Origin of the sequence: Streptomyces fulvorobeus (genome assembly GCF_013167895.1) — a bacterium.
Taxonomy (GTDB): Bacteria; Actinomycetota; Actinomycetes; order Streptomycetales; family Streptomycetaceae; genus Streptomyces; species Streptomyces fulvorobeus.
On the sequence record NZ_BLWC01000001.1, the window covers coordinates 4,636,109 to 4,660,877 of the forward strand.

General features: G+C 70.6%; 16 protein-coding genes, 5 tRNA genes and 4 pseudogenes. 15 read left to right on the forward strand and 10 right to left on the reverse strand.

The window, feature by feature from the left end:
- Positions 1-65: 65 nt before the first annotated feature.
- Positions 66-1,433, forward strand: coding sequence for a hypothetical protein (locus Sfulv_RS20890; RefSeq protein ID WP_173316106.1), 1,368 nt, complete (start codon positions 66-68; stop codon positions 1,431-1,433).
- Between the two features lie 275 nt (positions 1,434-1,708).
- Positions 1,709-2,682: pseudogene (locus Sfulv_RS20895) on the forward strand (NAD(P)/FAD-dependent oxidoreductase).
- A gap of 85 nt (positions 2,683-2,767) precedes the next feature.
- On the opposite strand, the gene Sfulv_RS20900 reads toward Sfulv_RS20895, so the two are convergent.
- The gene (locus Sfulv_RS20900) at positions 2,768-3,385 is read right to left on the reverse strand and encodes a YceI family protein (protein WP_173316107.1); all 618 of its coding nucleotides are present in this window, start codon (positions 3,383-3,385) and stop codon (positions 2,768-2,770) included.
- Between the two features lie 242 nt (positions 3,386-3,627).
- Here Sfulv_RS20900 and Sfulv_RS20905 point away from each other — a divergent pair, with 242 nt between their 5' ends.
- The 4 genes from Sfulv_RS20905 to Sfulv_RS20920 all read left to right on the forward strand — a co-directional run bounded on the left by Sfulv_RS20905 (position 3,628) and on the right by Sfulv_RS20920 (position 8,712).
- Positions 3,628-4,149 carry a hypothetical protein gene (locus Sfulv_RS20905; RefSeq protein ID WP_173316108.1) on the forward strand — a complete coding sequence of 174 codons (522 nt, stop codon included), beginning with the start codon at positions 3,628-3,630 and terminating at the stop codon, positions 4,147-4,149.
- A 191-nt stretch (positions 4,150-4,340) separates the two neighbouring features.
- Positions 4,341-6,683 carry a polysaccharide lyase 8 family protein gene (locus tag Sfulv_RS20910; RefSeq protein ID WP_371874691.1) on the forward strand — a complete coding sequence of 781 codons (2,343 nt, stop codon included), beginning with the start codon at positions 4,341-4,343 and terminating at the stop codon, positions 6,681-6,683.
- Between the two features lie 178 nt (positions 6,684-6,861).
- Positions 6,862-8,445 carry an acyl-CoA carboxylase subunit beta gene (locus Sfulv_RS20915; RefSeq protein ID WP_173316109.1) on the forward strand — a complete coding sequence of 528 codons (1,584 nt, stop codon included), beginning with the start codon at positions 6,862-6,864 and terminating at the stop codon, positions 8,443-8,445.
- A gap of 63 nt (positions 8,446-8,508) precedes the next feature.
- Entirely contained in the window at positions 8,509-8,712 is a 204-nt protein-coding gene (locus Sfulv_RS20920) for an acyl-CoA carboxylase subunit epsilon (RefSeq protein ID WP_173316110.1), read from the forward strand.
- Positions 8,713-8,791: 79 nt separating this feature from the next.
- Here the strand turns inward: Sfulv_RS20920 and Sfulv_RS20925 are convergent, their stop codons facing one another.
- From Sfulv_RS20925 to Sfulv_RS20960, 8 genes and pseudogenes are all read right to left on the reverse strand, one after another.
- Positions 8,792-9,373, reverse strand: a complete 582-nt coding sequence (locus Sfulv_RS20925; protein ID WP_014048542.1) for a GTP-binding protein — start codon at positions 9,371-9,373, stop codon at positions 8,792-8,794.
- Positions 9,354-10,058, reverse strand: a complete 705-nt coding sequence (locus Sfulv_RS20930; protein WP_173316111.1) for a DUF742 domain-containing protein — start codon at positions 10,056-10,058, stop codon at positions 9,354-9,356. The genes Sfulv_RS20925 and Sfulv_RS20930 overlap by 20 nt, the downstream gene beginning before the upstream one ends.
- A gap of 90 nt (positions 10,059-10,148) precedes the next feature.
- Positions 10,149-10,562 carry a roadblock/LC7 domain-containing protein gene (locus Sfulv_RS20935; protein ID WP_173316112.1) on the reverse strand — a complete coding sequence of 138 codons (414 nt, stop codon included), beginning with the start codon at positions 10,560-10,562 and terminating at the stop codon, positions 10,149-10,151.
- A gap of 10 nt (positions 10,563-10,572) precedes the next feature.
- A pseudogene (locus tag Sfulv_RS20940) lies at positions 10,573-13,760 on the reverse strand (nitrate- and nitrite sensing domain-containing protein).
- Positions 13,761-14,109: 349 nt separating this feature from the next.
- Positions 14,110-14,691, reverse strand: a complete 582-nt coding sequence (locus Sfulv_RS20945; RefSeq protein WP_173316113.1) for a GTP-binding protein — start codon at positions 14,689-14,691, stop codon at positions 14,110-14,112.
- Complete coding sequence (locus tag Sfulv_RS20950) at positions 14,672-15,079, reverse strand: DUF742 domain-containing protein (protein ID WP_020679255.1); 408 nt, start codon at positions 15,077-15,079, stop codon at positions 14,672-14,674. The genes Sfulv_RS20945 and Sfulv_RS20950 overlap by 20 nt, the downstream gene beginning before the upstream one ends.
- Positions 15,080-15,213: 134 nt before the next feature.
- The gene (locus Sfulv_RS20955) at positions 15,214-15,627 is read right to left on the reverse strand and encodes a roadblock/LC7 domain-containing protein (RefSeq protein WP_024495006.1); all 414 of its coding nucleotides are present in this window, start codon (positions 15,625-15,627) and stop codon (positions 15,214-15,216) included.
- Positions 15,628-15,636: 9 nt separating this feature from the next.
- Positions 15,637-19,307, reverse strand: a pseudogene (locus Sfulv_RS20960) (sensor histidine kinase).
- 580 nt (positions 19,308-19,887) lie between these two features.
- On the opposite strand from Sfulv_RS20960, the gene Sfulv_RS20965 reads away from it, so the two are divergent.
- From Sfulv_RS20965 to Sfulv_RS21005, 9 genes and pseudogenes are all read left to right on the forward strand, one after another.
- Positions 19,888-20,070 (forward strand): hypothetical protein, encoded by a 183-nt coding sequence (locus Sfulv_RS20965; protein WP_173316114.1) that lies wholly within the window; start codon positions 19,888-19,890, stop codon positions 20,068-20,070.
- A gap of 88 nt (positions 20,071-20,158) precedes the next feature.
- A complete protein-coding gene (locus Sfulv_RS20970; RefSeq protein WP_173316115.1) occupies positions 20,159-20,944 on the forward strand; it encodes a fumarylacetoacetate hydrolase family protein in 786 nt (261 codons plus the stop codon).
- Positions 20,945-21,028: 84 nt separating this feature from the next.
- Positions 21,029-22,443: pseudogene (gene gltX, locus Sfulv_RS20975) on the forward strand (glutamate--tRNA ligase).
- A 103-nt stretch (positions 22,444-22,546) separates the two neighbouring features.
- Positions 22,547-23,263: an HAD family hydrolase gene (locus tag Sfulv_RS20980; protein WP_173316116.1), complete on the forward strand. Its 717-nt coding sequence runs from the start codon at positions 22,547-22,549 to the stop codon at positions 23,261-23,263.
- 85 nt (positions 23,264-23,348) lie between these two features.
- Positions 23,349-23,420 (forward strand) — tRNA-Gln (locus Sfulv_RS20985).
- 18 nt (positions 23,421-23,438) lie between these two features.
- Positions 23,439-23,511: transfer RNA gene (locus Sfulv_RS20990), tRNA-Glu, on the forward strand.
- An 86-nt stretch (positions 23,512-23,597) separates the two neighbouring features.
- Positions 23,598-23,670: transfer RNA gene (locus Sfulv_RS20995), tRNA-Glu, on the forward strand.
- Between the two features lie 12 nt (positions 23,671-23,682).
- Positions 23,683-23,754: transfer RNA gene (locus Sfulv_RS21000), tRNA-Gln, on the forward strand.
- Positions 23,755-23,772: 18 nt separating this feature from the next.
- Positions 23,773-23,845 (forward strand) — tRNA-Glu (locus Sfulv_RS21005).
- Positions 23,846-24,006: 161 nt separating this feature from the next.
- Here the strand turns inward: Sfulv_RS21005 and ndgR are convergent.
- Positions 24,007-24,723, reverse strand: a complete 717-nt coding sequence (ndgR, locus tag Sfulv_RS21010; RefSeq protein WP_173316117.1) for an IclR family transcriptional regulator NdgR — start codon at positions 24,721-24,723, stop codon at positions 24,007-24,009.
- Positions 24,724-24,769: the final 46 nt, after the last annotated feature.

The window sequence follows — 24,769 nt, forward strand, 5'->3', positions numbered from 1 at the left end:
CGTCGGGTCGCGATAAAGCCCAGATGGGCGGCGCATCCGCCGCCCATCTGGGTTATTTTCGGAGTATGCGGAAGAGGCTGTTCGCTCCCCTGTGGGCCTGCCTGCTGCTGATGCTCTCGGCGGCCGTGCTGGCGATGTCCCCCGCTGCGCCGTCCGCCCCCGCCACGATCGGCGAAGCCGCCCAGGCCCTGCGCCAGGGCCCGGTCTACGTCCATCCGGCAGCGGCCGGCCAGCTCTCCCCTTCCCAGGCGGACGCGCTGGAGAAGAAGATCAAGGACGCCGGCAAACCGGTCTTCGTGGCCGTCCTGCCCCCGTCCGCCGACTTCCCCGAGGAAGGGCTTCTGGCCGGCCTCCGCAACGACACGGGGATCACCGGCCTCTACGCTGTCCGTCTCGGCGACGGCTTCGACGCGGGCGCCGACCGCGCGGTGATGCCGGTGCGCGCCGTCGACAACCTGGTCGCCTCCGTCAAGACGGGGGACGTCGGCGCGGACGCGGCGACGCAGCTCAACGCCTTCGTGGACCGGGCCGTCGAACAGGCCAGGGGCAACGCGCCGGCCTCCTGGTCGGGCGGGGCCGCGGACGGCACGGGAGCCTCGGCGACCGGCCTGGTCCTGCTCGGCGCGGTGGCGGTCGCGGGCGGCGCGGTGGCGTACGCCGTCGTCCGCCGCAACCGGCGCCGCAAGGACGAGGAGGAGCGGGCCGCCCTCGACAAGCTCCGGGTCGTCGTGGACGAGGACATCACCGCGTACGGCGAAACCCTGGAGCGGCTGGACTTCCACCCCGCCGAACCGGGCGCCGACGACACGATGCGCGCCGACTACGAGCGGGCCCTGGACTCCTACGAGAGCGCCAAGGCGAGGATGGAACGGGCCCGGCACCCCTCGGAGGTGCGGGGCGTCACCCAGGCGCTTGAGGACGGCCGCTACTCCCTCGCCGTCCTGGAGGCCCGCAGGACGGGCGCCGCACTCCCCGCCCGGCGCCCGCCCTGCTTCTTCGACCCCCGCCACGGCCCCTCGGTCGCCGACGTCCGGTGGACACCGTCCGGCGGCGCCGGACGCGAGGTCCCCGTCTGCGGCGCCGACGAGGTCCGGCTGCGCGCGGGCGAGGACCCGATGAGCCGCACCGTCGACGTGGGGGACGGCCGCCGCCGCCCGTACTGGGAGGCGGGACCGGCCTACGGCCCCTGGGCGGGCGGCTACTTCGGCGGCGGGCTGCTGCCCGGCCTGCTGGTGGGCACCATGCTCGGCTCGATGCTGGCCACTCCCGCGTACGCGGGTGAGTACGGCGGCGGGGACTTCGGCGCCGGTTCCGGCGGGGAATGGGGCGGCGGCGACGTCTCGGGCTCCGACTTCAACGCGTCCGACTTCGGCGGCTTCGGCGACGGCGGCGGTTTGGGCGGCGGCGGAGGGTTCGACGGAGGCGGCTTCTAGGGGCGGACGCGATCCATACCGTTCCCCACGCTGTGATTCGTGCATCCTCAGCGAGCTGGTCACCAACGCCATCCGCTGCGGCTCGGGACCGATCAGGGTGCGGCTCCTGTGCGACGAGAGCCTGGTCTGCGAGGTCTCCGGCACGAGCGGCACCTCGGCCGGGCAGCCGACAGCAGCGTCTAGTTCCGGCCACACCGTGGTTTTGCCGGTACGGCAAGGGAACTTGTCGTCGGAGCCCTGCCCGTCGCACCATCCGTGCCATGGAGGTGTTCCGCATGGACGACAACGACGACAACGAGCAGCGGTACGACGTGGTGGTGGTGGGCGGCGGATCGGCCGGCCTGAGCGGCGCGGTGGCCCTGTCCCGGGCGAGGCGCTCGGTGCTGGTGATCGACGCCGGCCGGCCGCGCAACGCGCCCGCGGCCCACGTGCACAACTACCTGGCCCGCGAGGGCACCGCCCCTTCGGAGCTCCTGGCCGCCGGGCGCGCGGAGGCGGCCGGGTACGGCGCCGAGATCACCGAGGGCGCCGTGGCGTCCGCGGAGAGGCTCCCGGGCGGGAAGGGGTTCCGCGTCGTACGGGAGGACGGGGCCGCCGTGGTGGCCCGCCGGCTGCTGGTGACCACCGGCCTGGTCGACGAGCTCCCCCGGTGCCGGGCCTGGCCGATCGGTGGGGCCGCGAGGTGCTGCACTGCCCGTACTGCCACGGCTGGGAGGTCAGGGACCGCCCGCTCGGCATCCTGGGCGTCAGCCCCATGGCCGCGCACCAGGCACTGATGTGGCGGCAGTGGAGCGAGGACGTCACGCTCTTCCGCCACACCGGACCGGAACCGAGCGACGAGGAGTACGAACAGCTCGCCGCCCGGGGCGTCGCCGTCGTGGACGGTGAGGTGACAGGTCTTGAGGTGGCGGACGGCCGGCTCACCGGGGTCCGGCTGGCCGGCGGGCGGGTCGTCGCCCGGGAGGCGGTGGTCGTCCAGCCCCGCTTCACCGCGCGTTCCGGGGTGCTGGAGAGCCTGGGTCTCGCGGCGACGGAGCAGGAGATGGGCGGACACGTGGTCGGCACCTGCATCGCGGCCGACCCGACCGGGGCGACCGAGGTCCCCGGCGTCTGGGTGGCCGGAAACGTCGCCGGTCTGACCGAGCAGGTCATCGGCGCGGCGAGCGCGGGGCTGAAGGCCGGTGCGGCGATCAACGCGGACCTGATCGGTGAGGACGTCCGCGACGCGGTGGCCGCGTACCGGGGGTGAAGGCGAGAACGCCGGGCGCCCGCCTCGCTCCCCAGCCGCAGGCGGGGAGTGGAGGCGGGCGCCCGGCGTACGCGCGTGCCGCGGGTCAGACCTGCGGGGCGGACTTGATCGCGGAGATGTCGAAGCTCAGTCTGACCTTGTCGCTGACCATCACGCCGCCGGTCTCCAGCGCCGCGTTCCAGGTCAGGCCCCAGTCCGAGCGCAGGATGTCCGCGGTGCCCTCGAAGCCGACGCGCTCGTTGCCGTAGACGTCGGTGGCGGAGCCGTTGAACTCCAGGTCGATGGAGAGCGGACGCGTGACGTCCTTGATGGTGAGGTCGCCGGTGACGCGGTACGAGTCGCCGCCGAGCTGCTCGGCGCTCGTGGACCGGAAGGTCATGAGCGGGAACTTCTCGGCGTCGAAGAAGTCGCCGCTGACCAGATGGCCGTCGCGGTCCGCGATGCCGGTGTCGATGCTGGCGATTCTGACGTCGATGGAGGCGCTGGAGTTCGCCGGGTCCGCGCCGTCCAGCCTGAGGCTGCCCTCGTGCTCGCCGAAGGAACCGCGCACGTTGGTGACCATGGCGTGGCGCACCGTGAATCCGATGCTGCTGTGGGCCGGGTCGATCACGTAGTCGCCGGTCAGGGCGGCCAGTGCGGGGTCCACCGGGAGCGTGGCGGTGGTGGACGGGGCGTTGGTGTTCTTGCGGTTGAACAGAGCCATGGCTCCTCCTCGGGGGACGTGATCGAGCGGCTGCGGAGAGGTTGTTTAACCTTCAACGAGACTCACTGTAGAGCAATCTAGTTCAAGTTTCAACATCAAGGGTCCAGGCCGGTCCGGAAGTCGCCCTTCCGCCTCGGGGTATCGCGCCGCCTCTGGCGGACGCGCGTAGAACTCGGGCACTATCTGCCTGCCCGTCCAGCGTGGCCGCCGCGCTGTAATTGTCATGAGCAGGAGGAACCCCCGTGTCCCACCGCCCGCAGCTCCGCTCCGTACTGACCGCCCTCGCCCTCGTGCTGGGCGCCCTGTTCGCCCCCGGCATCGGTGTCGTCTCAGGCGCCACCGACGCCTTCGCCGTCACCAAGATCAGTCACTCCACCGCGGCCTCGATGTTCCGCTCGTCCAACATCACCTGGTCCTCGTCCGGCGGCTGTTCCGACCGGAACGTCCCCACCTGCACCTCCTTCGACCAGCTCAATCTGGCCAGCGCCCAGGGTGCCCAGACCCTCAAGAGCGCCACCGGCTGCGCGCTGAACATCACCGGCGGTACGGAGACCGGGCACGCCGGCGGCACGTACTCGCACTGGAACGGCTACAAGCTCGACTTCTCCAAGTCCACCTGCCTCAACAACTACGTCCGCGGCGTCTTCACCTACATCGGTGTCCGGGGTGACGGCGCTCCCCAGTACAGGTCCGGCTCCGGCAACATCTACGCGGACGAGGGCCACCACTGGGACGTGACGTACTACAACTGCGGCGGCTGCTGAGCCGTGCGCAGGGGTGGCCCCGTCCGGCGGGACGGGGCCACCGCCCTGAGCGGACCGGCGCCCCAAACCGGGGCGAGGCGGCTGCCGGACCGGTGAGTCGGTCCGGCCCGCACGCTCGTTGCAAGGCTCTCGGGCGGCGTGCTAGACCAACGGGCGACAGGGCTAAGCCACTTGCTCCGTGAGGACTCCCCGTGCCGCTCCTGCCCGCCGCCTGGTCCCGCCGCGCCTTCCTCGCCACCACCTCGGCCACCGCGCTCGGCGCCACCCGCGCCGGCCCCGCCCGCGCCGCGTCGGGCACCGACGCCTACGAGACGCTCAGGGCCCGCTGGGTCGGTCTCTCGCTCGGCACCGGCTTCGACCCGGCCGCCGAACCCTTCGCCTCCCGGCTCCAGGAGACCGGCCGGCTCGCCGCGGGCTTCCGGGCGACCATGGCGCCCACCGCCACCACCCTCTGGCCCGGCCACACCTTCGACCCGCCGTCCGGCATCACCCGGAGCTACAGCCGCCTGTGGACCATGACCCAGGCGTACCTCCAGCCGGGCACCGGTCTCACCGCCGACGACACCCTGCTCACCGACGTGGTGCGGGGGCTCGACCATCTCTCCACCACCGTCTACAACCCCTCGACGGCCCGCTACGGCAACTGGTGGGAGTGGCAGATCGGCAGCCCGCGCCTCCTCATGGACATCCACGCCGCCCTCCACGGTGAACTCACCGAGGACCGGCGCCAGGCCGCCTGCGCCGCCGTCGACCACTTCGTCCCCGACTCCCTGCTCACCAGCTACACCGGCACGAGCACCGGCGCCAACCGGGTCGACCTCTGCCGCTCCGTCGCCCTGCGCGGCGTCATCGGCCGCAGCCCGGCCAGGATCGCGCTGGCCAGGGACGCCCTCTCACCCGTCTTCCCGTACGTGACGAAGGGCGACGGCCTCTACGCGGACGGCTCGTTCGTCCAGCACACCTGGGTCGCCTACTCGGGTACGTACGGCCAGGTCATGCTCGACGGGCTGGGCCGCCTGTTCACCCTCCTCGCCGGATCGGACTGGGCCGTCACCGACCCGGGCCGGCAGATCATCCTGGACTCCGTGGAGAACGCCTACGTGCCGCTGATCTACAACGGCCTGATGATGGACAGCGTCAACGGACGCGCCATCAGCCGCGGTCACCTCAAAAGCGACGACCGCGGGGTCATGCGCAGCGACCACTTCCACGGCCAGGGCCTGATCGCGGCCATCCCCCTCCTCGCGGGCGGCGCCTCGGCGGCCGAGCGGCAGCGCTGGACCGCGACGGTCAAGGGCTGGATCGAGCGGGACCGTACGACTCCGCTGCTCACCGCGCCCCAGTTCGACGTCGCCGACCTGGCCCGGCTGCACACCTTCGCCGCGTCGGCCGTGCCCGCGGCCCCCGAACCCGTCGCCCACAAGCTGTTCGCCGCCATGGACCGCGCGGTGCACCGCAGACCCGGCTGGGCCGCCTGCCTCTCGATGGCGTCGGAGCGGATCGCGTACTACGAGTGCGGCAACGGCGAGAATCCGCGCGGCTGGCACACCGGGGCCGGAATGCTCTACTGGTGGCCGGGCGAGACCGGAGGCGACCAGTACACCGACTGGTTCTGGCCGACCGTCGACCTCTGCCGGCTGCCGGGAACGACCGTCTCCACCAGGCGGCTCGCCGACCGGGCGGGCGGCGAGTGGGGAGCGCCCAAACCCGCGGTGACGTGGGTCGGAGGCGCCACGGACGGCGAGTTCGCCGCGGTGGGGCAGCACCTCAGAGGGCTCGGCTCCACCATCGAAGCCCGTAAGTCGTGGTTCTGTGCGGCCGACGCCGTCGTGTGCCTCGGCGCCGGGATCACGAGCGGCGACGGAGTACCCGCGGAGACGGTCGTCGACAACCGCATGCTCGGCGAGGCGGGCACGAACGCGTTCACCGCCGAGGACCGTACCGCCCCGCGCTGGGCCCATCTGGAAGGGCACGGCGGCTGGGTCTTCCCCGGCGGGGCGGAGCTGCGCACCCTGCGCGAGGACCGCACGGGGTCCTGGAGCGACATCAACACCTCCAGCACCACCGAGCGCCGCACCCGCCGCTACCAGACCCTCTGGCTCGACCACGGCACCGATCCGGTGGACGCCCGGTACACCTACCTGCTCATGCCGGGCGCCTCCCGCCGCACGGTCGCGGCCCGCGCGGCGGACGGCGACTGGCTGGAAGTGCTCGCCAACACCGCCACCGTCCAGGCGGTGGCGATCGGTTCGCTGGGCGTGACGGCCGCCAACTTCTGGAAGGCGGGTACGGCGGGTCCGCTCACCGCCTCCGCCCCGGCGAGCGTGCTCGTCAGGAGGGGCCGGCGCTCCACCACGCTCTGCGTGAGCGGGCCCGACCGGACCGGCACCCCCGTGGACCTCGTGTGGAACCGGCCGGTACGGGAAGTGGTCACCTCCGCCCCCGGTATCGAGGTCCGGGCCACGGGCGGGAGACTGGTCCTGCGGGTCAGCCCCGGAGTCGCCGGCGCCACCCTCCGGTGCGAGGTCCGTTGACGGCTGTGCCGGGAGACACACCTGCCTCTTTGTCGGCCTCCGACAAAGAGGCAGGGCTGTGAGCTGGTGGATCGGCTGCTCCGCCGTGGGGTTCTGTCGGGGCCCACCAGGAAACCGGGCAGGAGACTGTACGGAGTCGACGGCACGATTTGTGCGGTCGGCTTCGTAGGGTCAGTACATGACCGTTGTGGACGAGACCCCGAGCGAGCCGAGCGATACGCGTGGCCGGGTGGCCGAACTGCTGGCCCTGCGTGAGCAGGCCATGCGGGGACCGAGTGACCGCGCGACCGAGGCCCAGCACGCCAAGGGCAAGCTGACCGCCCGCGAGCGCATCGCGCTGCTCCTCGACGAAGGCTCGTTCAAGGAGGTCGAGCAGCTGCGCAGGCACCGGGCGACCGGGTTCGGCCTGGAGGCGAAGAAGCCGTACACCGACGGCGTCATCACCGGCTGGGGCACCGTCGACGGCCGCACGGTCTTCGTCTACGCCCACGACTTCCGGATCTTCGGCGGAGCGCTGGGCGAGGCCCACGCCACCAAGATCCACAAGATCATGGACATGGCCATCTCGGCGGGCGCGCCGCTGGTGTCCCTGAACGACGGCGCGGGCGCCCGCATCCAGGAGGGCGTCTCCGCGCTCGCCGGATACGGCGGGATCTTCCAGCGCAACACCCGCGCCTCCGGTGTCATCCCGCAGATCAGCGTGATGCTCGGCCCGTGCGCGGGCGGCGCGGCCTACAGCCCCGCCCTCACCGACTTCGTCTTCATGGTCCGTGAGACCTCGCAGATGTTCATCACGGGCCCCGACGTCGTCAAGGCGGTCACCGGCGAGGAGATCACCCAGAACGGACTCGGCGGCGCGGACGTGCACGCCGGGACCTCGGGCGTCGCGCACTTCGCGTACGACGACGAGGAGACGTGCATCGCCGAGGTCCGCTACCTGATCGGCATGCTGCCCTCGAACAACCGCGAGAACCCGCCCACCGTGGCGAGCGACGACCCCGCCGACCGGCGCGGTGACACCCTGCTCGACCTGGTGCCGGCCGACGGCAACCGCCCCTACGACATGCACAAGGTGATCGAGGAGCTCGTCGACGACGGGGACTACCTGGAGATCCACGAGCGCTGGGCCCGCAACATCATCTGCGCGCTGGCCCGCCTGGACGGCCAGGTCGTCGGCATCGTCGCCAACCAGCCGCTGGCCATGGCGGGCGTCCTGGACATCGAGGCGTCCGAGAAGGCCGCTCGTTTCGTCCAGATGTGTGACGCGTTCAACATCCCGATCGTCACTCTGCTGGACGTACCCGGCTTCCTGCCGGGCGTCGATCAGGAGCACGGTGGGATCATCCGGCACGGCGCCAAGCTGCTCTACGCGTACTGCAACGCCACCGTGCCGAGGATCAGCCTGATCCTGCGCAAGGCTTACGGAGGCGCGTACATCGTCATGGACTCCCAGTCCATCGGAGCCGACCTCACCTACGCCTGGCCCACCAACGAGATCGCGGTGATGGGAGCCGAAGGCGCGGCCAACGTCATCTTCCGCCGCCAGATCGCGGAGGCCGAGGACTCCGAGGCCATGCGGGCCCGCATGGTCAAGGAGTACAAGGCCGAGCTCATGCACCCGTACTACGCCGCCGAGCGCGGCCTGGTCGACGACGTCATCGACCCCGCCGAGACCCGCGAGATCCTGATCGCCTCGCTCGCGATGCTCCGCAACAAGCACGCCGACCTGCCGTCCCGCAAGCACGGCAACCCGCCGCAGTAGCGCGGCCGACGCGGGTCACCCCGCGAAAGCCCGCGCCCAGCTGCCCAGAAGACGGAGACACCCATGAGCACCATGCCCGCCGAGTCCGTGCTGCGCGTCGAGAAGGGTCTCGCCGACCCCGAGGAGCTGGCGGCCATCACCGCCGTCCTGCTCGCCCGCGCGGCCTCCCGGCCCGCGGCACCCGCCCACAGGGGCCGTGAGACCGCCGGATGGCGCCGCCTGGAGCGCACCCCCGGCTTCCGTGCCCCGCACAGCTGGCAGGGCTGAGCACCGCCCCCGTCCCCACGGCGCGCGGAAGGCCCCGCACTCCGACAGGAGTGCGGGGCCTTCCGCCGTACCGGGACCGTCAGCGCAGGCGCGCCATGAGCGCGTGCTCGACCAGCGTGATGAGCGCGCTCTTGGCGTCCGCGCGGTGGCGGGCGTCCGTGGTCAGGATCGGGGTGTCGGGGCCGATCTGGAGTGCTTCGCGTACTTCGTCGGGGGTGTAGGGCTGGTGTCCGTCGAAGCCGTTGAGGGCGATGACGAAGGGGAGTCCGCTGTTCTCGAAGTAGTCGACGGCGGGGAAGCAGTCGGCGAGGCGGCGGGTGTCGACGAGGACGACGGCGCCGATGGCGCCGCGTACGAGGTCGTCCCACATGAACCAGAAGCGGTCCTGTCCGGGGGTGCCGAAGAGGTACAGGATCAGGTCCTGGTCGAGGGTGATGCGGCCGAAGTCCATGGCCACCGTGGTGGTGGTCTTGTCCCCGGTGTGGGTGAGGTCGTCGATGCCCGCGGACGCGGACGTCATCACGGCTTCGGTGCGCAGCGGATTGATCTCCGAGACAGCACCGACAAACGTGGTCTTACCCACGCCGAAGCCCCCTGCCACCACGATCTTCGCCGAGGTAGTGGAGCGGGCCGCTCCGCCGCTAGAGCTTGCGAAGTCCACTGAGCACCCTTTCGAGCAGTGTCACGTCTGGTTGGCCACCGGCGGCCTCGTCGCCGGCGGGCTGATGGATGGCGACGAGTCCGGCCTCGGCCAGGTCGGCCACGAGAATCCGGGCTACGCCGAGCGGGATCGAGAGGAGGGCCGAGATCTCGGCCACCGACTTGATCTCCACGCAGAGCCGGCAGATCCGCTGATGCTCGGGCAACTGCCCCTGCAGGCGCGACGGATCGGCCGTGGTGCTCACCAGTGCTTCGATGGCGAGCTGGTAACGCGGCCGGGTCCGGCCGCCTGTCATGGCGTACGGACGGACCAGCGGGTTGTGCGCCGGGGGAGCGGGCGCCGCGGCCCGCTGCGGCTGCGCGGGCTGGATACGGGGTGCGCGGGGCTGCTCGTACGGCTGCTGGGGCTGCTGCGGCCACGAGTCCTGCTGCGGCCGGTCCGAGCCCTGCCGACGCCAGTCCGAGTCCTGCTGCGGCCAGTCCGAGTCCTGCTGGGGCCAGGCGGACCCCTGCGCACTCTGCGGCTGCTGATAGTGCTGTTGTGGCTGATAGTGCTGTTGTGACTGGTACGGCTGCTGTGCGCCCTCTCTGCCGGGAGCGGAGGGGAAGTCGAAGCGGTTGCCGTCGTGCTCACCCGGAACCCGCTGGCCACCCTCATATGGGTGTCCGTCTGTGGGTGCTGCCACGTTTCCTCCTCCGAATGCCGGTCGCCGATCCCAGTGGGGCCGCGCCACCGCACCTTATGGCGCGGTGGCGAGAAACGCACTGTCTGTCTACTAGTTAAGAAGACTGCCCTGGAGCTCCGCACGGAGATCCGGGGTCAGAACACTGCCGGCGCGATCTACCAAAAGCGCCATTTCATACCCAACCAGACCGATATCGGCGTCCGGATGCGAAAGGACGGCAAGAGATGATCCGTCCGAGATGGACATGATGAAGAGGAATCCCCGCTCCATCTCCACAACGGTCTGATTCACGGCGCCGCCCTCGAAGATCCGGGAAGCACCCGCCGTGAGCGACGTCAGCCCGGAGGCGACGGCCGCCAGCTGGTCCCCGCGGTCGCGCGGGAAGCCTTCGGACATCGCCAGCAGCAGGCCGTCAGCGGAGACCACCACCGTGTGCGACACCCCGGGGGTGTTGTCCACGAAGTTGGTGATCAACCAGTTCAGATTCTGCGCCGCCTGGCTCATCGGGCTCACACTAACGCTCCTGGTTGTAGGTGTTACCTGCGTCCGACCCCGCATCACGGCCCCGCTGGACACCGCGCCGCAGGTTGCTCAGCCTGCCACGGACGTCCTCCGGTGCGCGGGAGACCTGGGGGCCGCCCTGCTGCGTCTGCTCCGCCGTGCCCTCCACCAGATTCGCCTTGGGCACGCGACGGGGGAGACCGGAGGGGGTGATCCCGCCGGCCTTCGGCTCACGGAGCTTCTCCGCCCGGCCCCAGCGCTCGTCGTTCGTGGAGCGCCAGTCGTCGGGACCTTCGCCGGTCACCGGGGCGGACGGCGGCTGCCGGGTGTCCTGCCGGGCCGGCGAATCGCTGCCGCGGCCGGCGGGCTGCCAGTGCTGTGCACCGCCCCGGCGCGGCAGACCGGCTTCGGTCATCTCCTGCGCGGCGTTGGGGACGGGGCCGGAACGGTCGAGGCCCCCGTGCTCCTGAGCCCCGGCAGGTGCACTCGGCGCAGATTCCGCTTCCGCCTGGGGGGCTTGTTCATAGGCGCCCTGGTAACCGCCCTGCACCGGCCAGTCGTCCTGGTGGGACGGGGTCATCGGGGTGCTGAACTGCTCACCGTACTGAGCCTGCTGGACTTCCGGAGCGCCGTACGCCGCTTCCGGATAGCCGCCCTGCTGAGGCTGCTGGGGGTAGCCGCCCTCAGTGGCGTACGGCTCGTAGGGTGCCTCGTAGGAGGACTGCTCGTACCCCTGCTGTACGGGCTGCGGCCCCTGGCCGAACTGCTCCTGGCCGTAACTGCCCAGGCCGCCGTGCTGCTCCTGGGCGTACTGCTCCTGGCCGTACTGCTGAGGGCTCTCGCCGTGGAGCGCCGGACGCTCGCCGCCGGCCTGGGCCTCCAGGGCGGCGCGGCGCTCCTCGCGCTGGAGCGAGCGGCCGACCGGGTCCAGCTGCGGTGCGTCGGGGTCCGGTATCTCGTAGCGCGTGTCGTCGAAGCCGAGCTCCGCCGCCGTACGCATCGTGCTCTGGTGCGGCATCGCGTCGAACGCCGGACGCTGCTGTTCCGGAATGATCGAGGAGACCGTGAAGTCGTCCTGCTGGGGGATCTCGCCGCCACCGCCGTGGGTGATCGCGTCCGGGAGCATGACCAGCGAGGTGGTACCGGCCTGCTCGCCCGAGGGGCGCAGCTGGACCCGGATGCCGTGCCGGTCCGCGAGCCGGCCGACCACGAACAGGCCCATGCGCTGGGACACCGCGGCGTCCACGGTCGGCGGGTTGGCCAGCTTGTGGTTGATGTCGGCGAAGTCCTCGGCGGTGAGGCCGATGCCCTTGTCGTGGATCTCGACCATCACGCGGCCGTCGGGCAGCCGGGTCGCGGTGACCCGGACCTTGGTCTGCGGGGAGGAGAACGTGGTGGCGTTCTCCAGCAGCTCGGCCAGCAGGTGGACGAGGTCGGTCACGGCCTGCCCGTGGATCTCGCTCTCGGGGACGCCGGTGAGCTCGATGCGCTCGTAGGACTCCACCTCGGAGGAGGCGGCCCGCAGGACGTCGACCAGCGGCACCGGCTGGTTCCAGCGGCGGCCGGGCTCCTCGCCCGCGAGGACGAGGAGGTTCTCGCCGTTGCGGCGCATACGGGTGGCCAGGTGGTCCAGGCGGAAGAGGTTCTCCAGCTGGTCGGGGTCGGCCTCGTTGTTCTCCAGGTCGGTGATGAGGGTGAGCTGGCCCTCGATGAGCGACTGGTTGCGGCGCGAGAGGTTGGTGAAGATCGCGTTGACGTTGCCCCGGAGCATGGCCTGCTCGGCGGCGAGCCGGACGGCCTCGCGGTGCACCTGGTCGAAGGCGCGGGCGACCTCGCCGATCTCGTCCCGGGTGTTGATCGGGATGGGCTGGACCCGGGTGTCGACCCGGCCCGGGTCGGTCCGCGACAGCTGGTCGACCAGCATCGGCAGCCGCTGCTCGGCGATGCCGAAGGCGGCGGTGCGCAGCTGGCGCATCGAGCGGCTCATCTGGCGGGCCATGAGCCCGGCGACGATGAAGGCCGCGAGCAGCGCGATGATCACGATCGCCGCGTTGACGATGGCGTCGGTCCTGGCGTCGGACGAGATCTCGGCGGCCTCGGTCACGGCCTTGTCGACGAGCTCGTCACCGACCGTGGAGTACCCGTCGAACTTGGCGGTCGAGGCGGCCATCCAGGTCTCGGGGGTGATCCCCTTCGCCTTCAGCTGGGCCGGTGACTGCCCCTGGCTCAGCTGCTGGACCATGCCGTCGAAGACCGAACCGTTGACGCTGGGCGGCGGCACGAACGGCTTGCCGGCGGCCTCGGCCTGCTCGGCGGCGGCCTTCAGCTGCTTGGCGCCCTCGGCCGCCTTGCCGGTCATCACGGTCCTGAGGCGGTTCGCGTCGGCCTCGGTGCCACCGGAGACGAACTCCGCGAGGGCGATCTGCTCCAGGTAGTTGTACGAGCTGAACGCCTTGACCTGAGCCTGGAACGTGACGCGCTTCTGGCTGGGACGGACCAGCAGGTGGGTGCCGATGGAGCGCTGAAGCGACAGCGCCGCCTTGGACAGCTCGATCGCGTAGACCGTACGGCCGTAACTGGTGATGTTGCCGGCGCCGAGGTGGAGCTCGTTGGAGAACTCCATCAGGGAGTGCTGGACCTTGGTGTAGCCCTCCTCGGTCTTCACCGGGTCCATGCCCTCGGCGTACGCGGCCTTGCGCAGCTCGGGAAGCTGGGGCTCCTCGACCTTGAACAGCTCAAGGCGGCGGTCCAGGCCCTGCTTCGACGGCCTGTCCTGAACGGCCTTGTCGAACTTCTTCCGGGCCTCGTCCGTGGTGGCCCGGGCCCCTCGACGACCTCGGCGGTGCGCTTGTTCGACAGGAGCGGCTGAGCGGTGAGGTCACGCTCGTTGAGCAGCGCCTGCCCGTACTCCGAGGCCGCGCGCACGATCAGCGCGGTCCTCTCGGCGTCCTGGGCCTCGTTCCAGGTGTCGACCGATCCCTTCACCTGGAAGCCGCCCATGATCAGGCCGACCAGTGCGGGAATCAGGAGGATCGCGTTCAGCCGCGTGGGCACTCGCCAGTTGCGCGGGGCCAGCCGGCTGGTGGAACCACCGGCCGGTTCGGGCGCGGACAGTTCCGCGGACGACGCCCCGGCGCGCTGCGGCGGGGTGAAGTTGCCCCGTTCCGGCTGCGCCGGGGAGCCCTCGTTGCTTCGCGTCACTCGACCAACAACCTCTCGGCGTCGGCACCAACGTTGTGCCGAAGTTTTCGTTCAGGGCCGTACCACTCGGTAGTTCATCGAATTCCAGCACGGGGACGGGTCGCGTTCCAAACAGTCGGAATGAGTGATTCCGAGTGGTCCACGCCGCAGATAAATCGGGCATAAAGAGCGAGCCCCGCTAAAAGACGGGGCTCGCATGAGCAGAGCGGTACCAGCCGAACGCGTCGGGTATCGGTCCGTCGGCAATTCTCTGTCGAAACGTTATGAACACGGGGGCGGATCGTGTCAAAGGACACAGTCCGCCCCCAAGTGACTACAACAACTTCCGTACGACAAAAACGACTTACGCCTACTTGAGACGCGCCATGAGCGCGTGCTCGACCAACGTGATCAAGCCGCTCTTGGCGTCCGCGCGGTGGCGGGCGTCCGTCGTGATGATCGGGGTGTCGGGGCCGATCTGGAGTGCTTCGCGTACTTCGTCGGGGGTGTAGGGCTGGTGTCCGTCGAAGCCGTTGAGGGCGATGACGAAGGGGAGTCCGCTGTTCTCGAAGTAGTCGACGGCGGGGAAGCAGTCGGCGAGGCGGCGGGTGTCGACGAGGACGACGGCGCCGATGGCGCCGCGTACGAGGTCGTCCCACATGAACCAGAAGCGGTCCTGTCCGGGGGTGCCGAAGAGGTACAGGATCAGGTCCTGGTCGAGGGTGATGCGGCCGAAGTCCATGGCCACCGTGGTGGTGGTCTTGTCCCCGGTGTGGGTGAGGTCGTCGATGCCCGCGGACGCGGACGTCATCACCGCTTCGGTACGCAGCGGATTGATCTCCGAGACAGCACCGACAAACGTGGTCTTACCCACGCCGAAACCGCCCGCCACCACGATCTTCGCCGAGGTGGTGGCACGGCCCGTCCCGCCGCTAGAGCTTGCGAAGTCCACTGAGCACCCTTTCGAGCAGTGTCACATCCGGCGCGCCGCCGGCCTCTCCGTTGCCCGGCTGGTGGATGGCCACCATGCCGGCTTCCGCCAGGTCCGCCACGAGGATGCGGGCCACGCCGAGCGGCATGGACAGCAGCGCCGAGACCTCTGCCACCGACTTGACCTCACGGCACAGGTGGCAGATCCGCTGGTGCTCGGGGAGCAGGGTCCCCAGGTGTGCCGGGTCGGCCGTGGTGCTGACCAGGGCCTCTATCGCGAGCTGGTAACGCGGCCGGGTCCGGCCGCCGGTCATGGCATAGGGACGGACCAGCGGCTGGTCGCCTTCACCGTCGTACGACGCGTGGTGCAGGGCGCCGTACGGATCAGATGAGGCGGGTGGCGGGGTCATGAATCCTCCGGGCGTGACAGCAGTGTGTCGGCTTGCCGTCTGAAGGGGCCGGTGGGGGGTCTGAAGCGGCCGGACGGGTGAGGGTTACGGGTGGTACCTGGGGGGATTGTGACGGGAATCCGCTGCATGGCCGCCTAGTGGAGCAGACTGCCCTGGAGCTCGGCGCGCAGGTCGGGCGTGAGGACGGTGCCCGCGCGGTCGACGAGGAGAGCCATCTCGTACCCGACCAGACCGATGTCGGCGTCCGGGTGGGCGAGGACGGCCAGCGAGGAGCCGTCCGAGACGGACATCAGGAAAAGGAAGCCTCGCTCCATCTCCACGACCGTCTGGCTCACGGCGCCGCCCTCGAAGATCCGGGAGGCGCCCGCCGTCAGCGACGTCAGCCCGGAGGCGACGGCCGCCAGCTGGTCGGCGCGGTCGCGCGGGAAGCCTTCGGACATCGCCAGCAGCAGGCCGTCCGCGGAGACCACGACGGTGTGGGAAACCCCTGGGGTGTTGTCCACGAAGTTGGTGATCAGCCAGTTCAGATTCTGTGCGGCCTGACTCATGGGGCTCAACTAACGCTCCTGCTGGTGAGTGGGGCCGAGATGGAAACCGCCGGTCGGCTGGCCGTTGTTGGCCTGCCGACCCTGCTGGATGCCCCGGCGGAGATTGGTCAGACGTCCGCGTACGTCATCGGGCGCACGCGAAACCTGGGGTCCGGACTGGTGATTCTGCTGCTGGGCGGTGCCCGGTACCAAATTGGCACGGGGAACCCGGCGGGGAAGTCCGGACGTGGTGATGCCGCCCGCGGCGGGCTTCTTGACCCGCTCGGCCTGTCGTACGAGCTCGTCGTTGGGCGAGGGACGCCAGGTGCTCATGGCGCCGGTGTCGGTGTCACCACGCCGGGGCATGGGCGGAACGGGCGTGGCGGAGTGAGCCGCCGGTACCTGGGCCTCGGGAGCGGACGGCTGCTGGCCGCCCTGCTGCGGGCCGTGGAACCAGTTGGTCTCCAGGGTGTCGTACAGCGGGGTACGGCCGTCCCCGGGACCGGCCGGCGGAAGCGACTCGGGCTGCGGCAGAGCCGGACGGCGCTGCAGCTCACCCGTGGGCGGGGCCGCCGGACGGGGAGCGCCGAAGCCGGCGTCCTCCCGGCCGCGCTGGCGCGGCGCCGGTGTGCCCTGGACCGGCGGCGGGGTGCCGAAGTCCGGTCGGGCGAACTGGGCGGTGCCCGCCGGGTCCTGGGGCGCCTGCGGCGCCGAGAAGTCCGGGCGGGCGAACTCCGCCGGGACACCGGGGCCCTGGTGCTGGTCCGACGCGCCGAACGGCTGGTTCGGCACGGCGGGCCTGGCGAACTGGCCGGTGCTGTCGGGCTCCTCGTGGCCGCGCGGGGTGTCCGGCGGGGACTGGCGCGGTACGCCCTGCTCCTCGACACCCCAGCTCGTGCTCTGCGGCCGCTGCGGCTGGGGGCACCACCGGGCAGCTCGGCGCGCGGCCCACCGGACGGCGGCAGCTGGCGGCCGGGGCCGCCGGGCTGCTGGAACCCGCTCCGGTCGTTCTGCGCGTGCCTGCCCTGCTGCCGGACCGGCGGGCCGCTCTGCTGGCCGAACGGGCCGCCCTGCTGCTGGCCCGGACGGCTCTGCCCCGAGTGACCGAACAGGTTGGGCTGACCCGGCTCCGTACGGCCGGGAGCGTCGCCCTGGCCCCCGCGGGCGCCCGTCCGGGCACCACCGCCGAAGGCGCCGGTGAGGCCGCCCGCGGGCGGAGCCTGCTGGGGGCGGCCCGCGCCCTGCATGCCGTTGTTCTGCGTGCCGTTGCCGGGGGAGCCGGCGGCGGGCTGCGGCTGGCGCGGTCCGCCGTCCTGCGAGGGACCGCCGTCGCGCGAGGGCAGCGCGGCACGCGGACCTGAGCCCGCGCCGACCTGTCCGCGCTGCGCACCGGCTCCGGCGACCGCCGAAGGCCCTGTCGGGGAGCCGCCGAGCCCGGGGCGCGGGGCGCTGCCCGGGGCACCACCGGAGAGAAGCCCGCCGGGAGCGCCCTGCTGACCGGGGCCCTGCTTGGAGGGGGCCTGCTTGCCTCCGTGGGCGACGTCGACGGGGAGCATGACCAGTGCGGTCGTGCCGCCGGAGTCCGAGGGGCGCAGCTGGATGCGGATGCCGTGCCGCAGGGACAGCCGGCCGACCACGAACAGACCCATGCGGCGGGAGACCGAGACGTCCACGGTGGGCGGGGAGGCGAGCCGCTCGTTGATCGCCGCGAGGTCCTCGGGGGAGAGGCCGATACCGGTGTCGTGGATCTCCACGAGCACGCGGCCGTCGGGCAGCGCGTGCCCGGTGACCTTGACCTTCGTCTGCGGCGACGAGAACGACGTGGCGTTCTCCAGCAGCTCCGCGAGCAGGTGCACGAGGTCGTTGACCACGCGGCCCGCGACCTCGGTGGCGGGCACGGCGGCCAGTTCGATGCGCTCGTACTGCTCCACCTCGGAGGCGGCGGCACGGAGCACGTCGACCAGCGGCACGGGGCGCGTCCACCGGCGGCCCGGCTCCTCGCCCGCGAGGACGAGGAGGTTCTCGCCGTTGCGGCGCATACGGGTCGCGAGGTGGTCGAGCTTGAAGAGGGAGGACAGCTGGTCCGGGTCGGCCTCGCGCGACTCCAGCTCGGAGATGAGCGAGAGCTGGCGCTGGATGAGGCCCTGCGAACGACGCGAGAGGTTGGTGAACATCGCGTTGACGTTGCCTCGCAGCAGCGCCTGTTCGGCGGCGAGCCGGACGGCCTCGCGGTGCACGTCGTCGAAGGCCGCGGCCACCTGGCCGATCTCGTCCCTGGAGTGCACACCGACGGACTCGACGGAGGTGTCGACGTCCTGCGGGTCCGTCTCGGAGAGCTGCTTGACGAGCTCGGGCAGCCGGTCCTGGGCGACCCGGGTCGCGGTGTCCTGGAGCCGCCGCAGCGAACGGATCATGGACCGCGCCACGACGAACGCGCCCACCAGCGAGACACCGAGGACGAGGAGGATGACCGCACCGTTGAGGATGGCCTCGCGCTGTGACTCCTCGCGGAGCTCGCGCGCCTTGCCCTCCATCTCGCTGAGGAGGGTCTCCTCGATGGTCTTCATGGCCGAGATCTTGGTGGAGCTCTGGTCGTACCAGTCCATGTACGAGCGGGCCTTCTTGCCCACCATGCCCGTCGGGCTCTCGAGCACCTGCTTGGCGTACATGTCGGCCGCGTTGATCTCGGGGTGGCCGCTGGTCAGCGAGGCCGTCAGCTCGTCGGCGCTGTTGCCGGTGTTCTCGTACGTCGACTTGAACGAGGCGAGGGTCTGCGCCTCCTTGCGGAGGGCGTTGCGGCCGAACTGCTGGTCGTTCTTGTCGAGGTTCGTCTTCTGGCTGTTCCCGCCGGGCAGCGCGGCCGCGATGACCGCCCGCTGGACCGAGGCGTACTCCTTGGAGGAGGAGAAGGCCGCCAGGGCCCGGGTCCGCTTGATCATCTCCGGGTTGTTGGTCGCCTGCGCCATGTCCTGCGAGAGGCTCAGCAGCGAGGTGATCAACTGGCTGTACCGGTCGATGGTGTTGAGACTCGGGGTGCCCTTGGCGTAGGCGTCCTCGCGGATGTCCCGGATCTGGCCGAGCTGCGTCGAGATCTGGGCGACGCTCGCGTGGATGCCCTCCAGGGCCTCGTCGTCGTCGGGGTTGCCGATCGCGTTGGTCGCGTCGAAGAAGGCGTCCTTGGAGCGGTCGGTCTTCTTGCGCGGTTCCGTGATCTTGAAGTCGGTGGGCTCGGTGCCGTTGGACAGGGGGCCCGCGGACTTGTCGCGCTCCTCCTGGAGCGCCTGGGCGAGCGCGGTCGCCTGCTTGGTCATCTGGGTCAGCAGCTGCATGTGCTCCAGCTGCTGCATGTCGTTCATGGACTCGTTGATACGGAGTCCGCCCAGCGTGGTCGCCGCCACCACGGGAAGTGCGAGGAGCGACACCAGACGCGTGCTGATGCGCCAGTTGCGGAGGGCTATTCGCGACCCCGTGTTGACCGGGCCGCGCGACTGGAACCCGCCGGCCGGCTCGGAGCCGCTGGCCGTGCCCGGGCGCTGTGCGCGGTCGGCGCTGTCACCGGCCGCGGACTGCCCGGGGCTCTGGGCGTGCTGGGGCGAGGAACCGCGGTCGTTCCCGCCGCGTTCCTGATCCGCCGGAGCTTTCCCTCGGCCCTGGCGGGCCTGGGGAGACCCCATGCCATCCCTCTTGAAACGTCCCTGCACTAGCGTCGCAACCTCTGGACCAGGCGTCCCTCTCCGCGTGCGCGGGTCGGGACGGTGTCGGCGTCGTGGGGCGCTGGACGCGCCCCATGGTGGTCGTGAGTGACCGGCGTTCTTCCCCCTCCCGCCGCCACTCGGCGCTGCGTCGCGCCCTGCGCGCCGGCCTGAAACCCGCGGCGGTGCGTGGAATTCCAGCACAGTGCAGGATCTCCAACAAGGCCCCTGTACCGGGCTGTGACCTGGGTGACACGTTGTGATGAACGAGTAACAAGATGTGGAGCGTGTTCGGGGTCAAAACGGGCGATCAGGGATGAGTCGCTTACAGGTAGGGGGTGCCCCAGTCGCGTTGATCAGGGGCGGAATGACTTGTTCAGCTATGCAATGTCCGTTTCATGACAGGCAATTCCCTGACCGTCATGCACCATTTGTCGGGTAGTTCGTGAGCAAACTCACATGATGATCGCCGACTTCCCGGGTCCTCGGCCGGGAATTGGATGTTTAGCCTGACCCTTTACAGGGATGGCGAATCCGACCAGTAGGCGCCCCTCAGGTGGCGCCCCGACCGACAGGGCCCAGACGGCAGATGAAGACCACGATGATGTTCCGCAACATTGCCAACCCCCGGCGCACCACGCTGGCGCACCTCGAGGACGCCGAAGCACTGCGGACACGGGAGCAGCCGGAGCACTCGGTCGACCTGCCCGCCCGGACGGCCAACCCCCGCCGCACCATCCTGATGGAGGCCCCGGTCACGACCGGCGCCTGAACCGGCGCTGCCGCCCCCTCACCGGGCGAGGCGATAGCCTGGAGCGTCAGTCTTCAGCCAGCCAGCAAGTGAGGGGCGACAGCTTCCCGTGCGCATCGCCAGGTTCTCCATCGACGGCAATGTCGCCTTCGGCGCCGTGGAGGGTGAGGGCACCGTCGAATCCGGCGACCTCGTCCTCGACATCATCAGGGGCATCCCGTACACCGACTTCGAGCTCTCCGGCACCAAGGTCCCGCTGAGCAAGGTCCGGCTGCTCCCGCCCGTGCTCCCCAACAAGGTCGTGGCCATCGGCCGCAACTACGCGGAGCACGCCGCCGAGCTGGGCAACGAGGTCCCGGAGGTCCCGGTCGCCTTCTTCAAGCCCACCACCTCGGTGATCGGCTCGGGAGACGCCATCGAGTACCCCTCCTTCTCGAACGAACTGCACCACGAGGCCGAACTGGCCGTGGTCATCGGCCGCATGTGCCGGGAAGTCCCGCCTGGGCGCGTCAAGGACGTCATCTTCGGCTACACCTGCGCCAACGACGTGACCGCCCGTGACGCCCAGCAGCGCGAGAAGCAGTGGGCGCGGGCCAAGGGCTTCGACACCTCCTGCCCGCTCGGCCCCTGGGTGGAGACCGAGCTCGACCCCGCCGACCTCACCATCCAGGCGACGGTCAACGGCGAGCAGCGCCAGCTCGGCCGTACGAGCGACATGGTCCGCTCGATCGAGGACCTGGTCGTCCACATCACGGAAGCCATGACGCTGCTCCCGGGCGACGTGATCCTCACCGGAACCCCCGCGGGGGTCGGCCCCCTCCACGTCGGCGACGAGGTCGCCGTCACCATCGAAGGCATCGGCACTCTCACCAACAAGGTGATCAAGCGTGGTTAACGCACCGTCCCCCGGCCCCCGGCACCGTCCGAGCAGGGGCCCCCTCGCGTACGTTTCTGTCCCTCCCCGACCGGCAACCCGCACGTGGGCCTGGTCCGTACCGCCCTGTTCAACTGGGCGTTCGCCCGGCACCACAAGGGCACCCTGGTCTTCCGCATCGAGGACACCGACGCGGCCCGTGACTCCGAGGAGTCCTACGGCCAGCTGCTGGAGTCGATGCGCTGGCTGGGCTTCGACTGGGACGAGGGCCCCGAGGTCGGCGGCCCCCACGCCCCGTACCGCCAGTCGCAGCGCATGGACATCTACCGGGACGTCGCCGGAAAGCTCCTCGCGGCCGGACACGCGTACCACTGCTACTGCACCACCGAGGAGCTCGACGCCCGCCGCGACGCCGCCCGCGCCGCCGGCAGGCCCTCCGGTTACGACGGTCACTGCCGCGATCTGAGCGCGGAGCAGACCGCCGCGTACGAGGGTGAGGGGCGTGCCTCGATCGTCCGCTTCCGGATGCCCGACGAGGCGATCACCTTCACCGACCTGGTCCGCGGCGACATCACCGTCCAGCCGGAGAACGTGCCGGACTACGGCATCGTCCGTGCCAACGGCGCCCCGCTCTACACACTGGTCAACCCGGTCGACGACGCCCTGATGGAGATCACCCACGTCCTGCGCGGCGAGGACCTGCTCTCCTCCACCCCCCGGCAGATCGCCCTGTACAGGGCGCTCATCGAGCTCGGGATCGCCAAGGAGATCCCCCTCTTCGGCCACCTCCCCTACGTCATGGGCGAGGGCAACAAGAAGCTCTCCAAGCGCGACCCGCAGGCATCGCTCAACCTCTACCGCGAGCGCGGGTTCCTCCCGAGGGCCTGCTCAACTACCTCTCGCTGCTCGGCTGGTCGATCGCCGAGGACCGCGACATCTTCGACATCGACGAGATGGTCGCCGCCTTCGACATCGCCGACGTCAACGCCAACCCGGCCCGCTTCGACCTGAAGAAGGCCGAGCACGTCAACGCCGAGCACGTGCGCAGGCTCGACGTCCGGGCGTTCACGGAGGCGTGCGGCCCCTGGCTGAAGGCCCCGTTCGCCCCCTGGGCCCCCGAGGCGTTCGACGCGGAGCAGTTCGCGACGATCGCGCCCTACGCCCAGACCCGTCTGACCGTCCTCTCCGAGATCACGGCCAACGTCGACTTCCTCTTCCTCGACGAGCCGGTCCACGACGAGGCGTCCTGGGCCAAGGCGATGAAGGAGGGTTCCCACGAGCTCCTCGTCACGGCCCGCGCCCGGCTGCTCGCCGCCGAGTGGAACGCGGAGGCGCTCAAGGCCGCCGTCCTCGCGGCTGGCGAGGAGCACGGCCTGAAGCTCGGCAAGGCCCAGGCCCCGGTCCGTGTCGCCGTCACCGGCCGCACGGTCGGCCTGCCGCTCTTCGAGTCCCTGGAGATCCTGGGCCGGGAGAAGACCATCGCCCGCGTGGACGCGGCACTGGCGAGACTCGCCGCGTAACGCTCCGGTACGGGAAGGGGGCGGCAGCCGCAGGGCTGCCGCCCCCTCCGTCCGTCCCGAGTGCCGGGTCCGCGCGCGTAACAGAGGCCCTACCCTGGTGCGCATGGCGATCAGAGCCGTCCTCTGGGACGTTGACGACACCCTCTTCGACTACGGAACGGCCGCTGCCACCGGCCTCAGCAGGCACCTGGAGGCCGAAGGGCTGCCCGATGGCTACGGCTGCGCGCAGGATGCCCTGGACGCCTGGGAAGGGCTCACGCGGCGGCACTGGGAGCGCTTCGCCGCGGGACTCACCGACTGGGAGGGGCAGCGCCGGGACCGGGCCAGGGACTTCCTGGGCCGTCCGCTCAGTGACGCCGAGGCCGACGAGTGGTTCGGCCGGCACGTCCGCCACTACGAGACCGCCTGGTCGCTCTTCGCGGACTCCGTGCCCGTGCTGGACGCGCTGACGGAGTACCGGCACGCCGTTCTGTCGAACTCCTCGCTGGTGCACCAGCACCGCAAGCTGACCGTCCTCGGGGTGCGGGACCGGTTCGAGTCCGTTCTCTGCGCCGCGGAGCTGGGCGTCTCCAAGCCCGAGGTCGCCGCCTTCCACGCCGCCTGCGATGCGCTCGCGCTGGCTCCGCACGAGGTGGCGTACGTGGGCAATGAGCCTGACATCGACGCGGGTGGAGCCATGGCCGCCGGTCTGACGGGAATCTGGCTGGACCGGCAGGACCGCGGCGGCAGACCCGATCTCACGCGGATCACCGGGCTCCATCAGCTGCCCGGGCTGCTGGCGGGCCATACCCGTTTTGGAGCGCCGGACACCTTCGGGTAGTGTTCTTCCTGCGCCGCCCGAGCGGGACGGAAGGTCCGGCAGGGAAGCGCAGACAGAAATGAAACCCCCAGGGGTTGCGTTTCAGTGGGCTATGGTGTAATTGGCAACACTACGGTTTCTGGTACCGTCATTCTAGGTTCGAGTCCTGGTAGCCCAGCGCAAAATCGCAGTACAAGCCCCCGTTGTGTAGCGGCCTAGCACGCTGCCCTCTCACGGCAGTAGCGCCGGTTCGAATCCGGTCGGGGGTACAGATCCTTCCCGCGGGAACATCTGGGTCGCACCCATGTTCCTGCGGTGACAATATCCGGCTGACGCCGGATGGAGGATCGCTAGGGCCCCCGTTGTGTAGCGGCCTAGCACGCTGCCCTCTCACGGCAGTAGCGCCGGTTCGAATCCGGTCGGGGGTACTTGCAACACCATGGGCTATGGTGTAATTGGCAACACTACGGTTTCTGGTACCGTCATTCTAGGTTCGAGTCCTGGTAGCCCAGCGCAAGACCGCAGTACAAGCCCCCGTTGTGTAGCGGCCTAGCACGCTGCCCTCTCACGGCAGTAGCGCCGGTTCGAATCCGGTCGGGGGTACAACAGCCCGAAAGGACAAGGCCCTTCACTTCGGTGGAGGGCTTTTTCCGTATGGCGCCCGGGGTGGTCGCGGAGGCGACCGGCGAGCGGGGCGAAAGGACCGGTCGGGCCGCCGCGGCGCTGGGGCGGCCTTCACGTGGGACGTGGGGGAGTGCTCCGCGTCAGCCCGTACGGCGCAGGGCCTCGCTCAGCCGGGCGGCCGAGTCGATGACGGCCTGGGCGTGCATCCGGCCGGGGTGGCGGGTCAGCCGCTCGATGGGACCGGAGACCGACACGGCGGCGACCACCCGGTTCGAGGGGCCCCGCACCGGCGCCGAGACCGAGGCGACGCCCGGTTCCCGCTCGCCGATCGACTGGGCCCAGCCCCGGCGGCGTACGCCGGAGAGTGCCGTCGCCGTGAACCGGGCGCCCTGGAGGCCGCGGTGCAGACGCTCCGGCTCCTCCCACGCCATCAGGATCTGGGCCGACGAACCGGCCTTCATGGTGAGCGTGGAGCCGACCGGCACGGTGTCCCGCAGTCCGGACAGCCGTTCCGCCGCTGCCACGCAGATCCGCATGTCGCCCTGCCTGCGGTAGAGCTGCGCGCTCTCTCCCGTGATGTCGCGCAGGTGCGTGAGCACCGGCCCGGCCGTCGCGAGCAGGCGGTCCTCGCCGGCCGCGGCCGAGAGTTCCGAGAGCCGGGGGCCGAGAATGAAGCGGCCCTGCATGTCCCTCGCCACCATGCGGTGGTGTTCCAGTGCCACGGCCAGCCGGTGAGCCGTGGGTCGTGCGAGCCCGGTCGCCGCGACCAGCCCGGCGAGGGTGGCCGGACCGGACTCCAGGGCGCTCAGTACCAGAGCCGCCTTGTCGAGAACGCCGACGCCGCTAGAGTTGTCCATACGACGATACTCGCGTCTCACTCTGTGAAACGCAAGTTCAATTTCC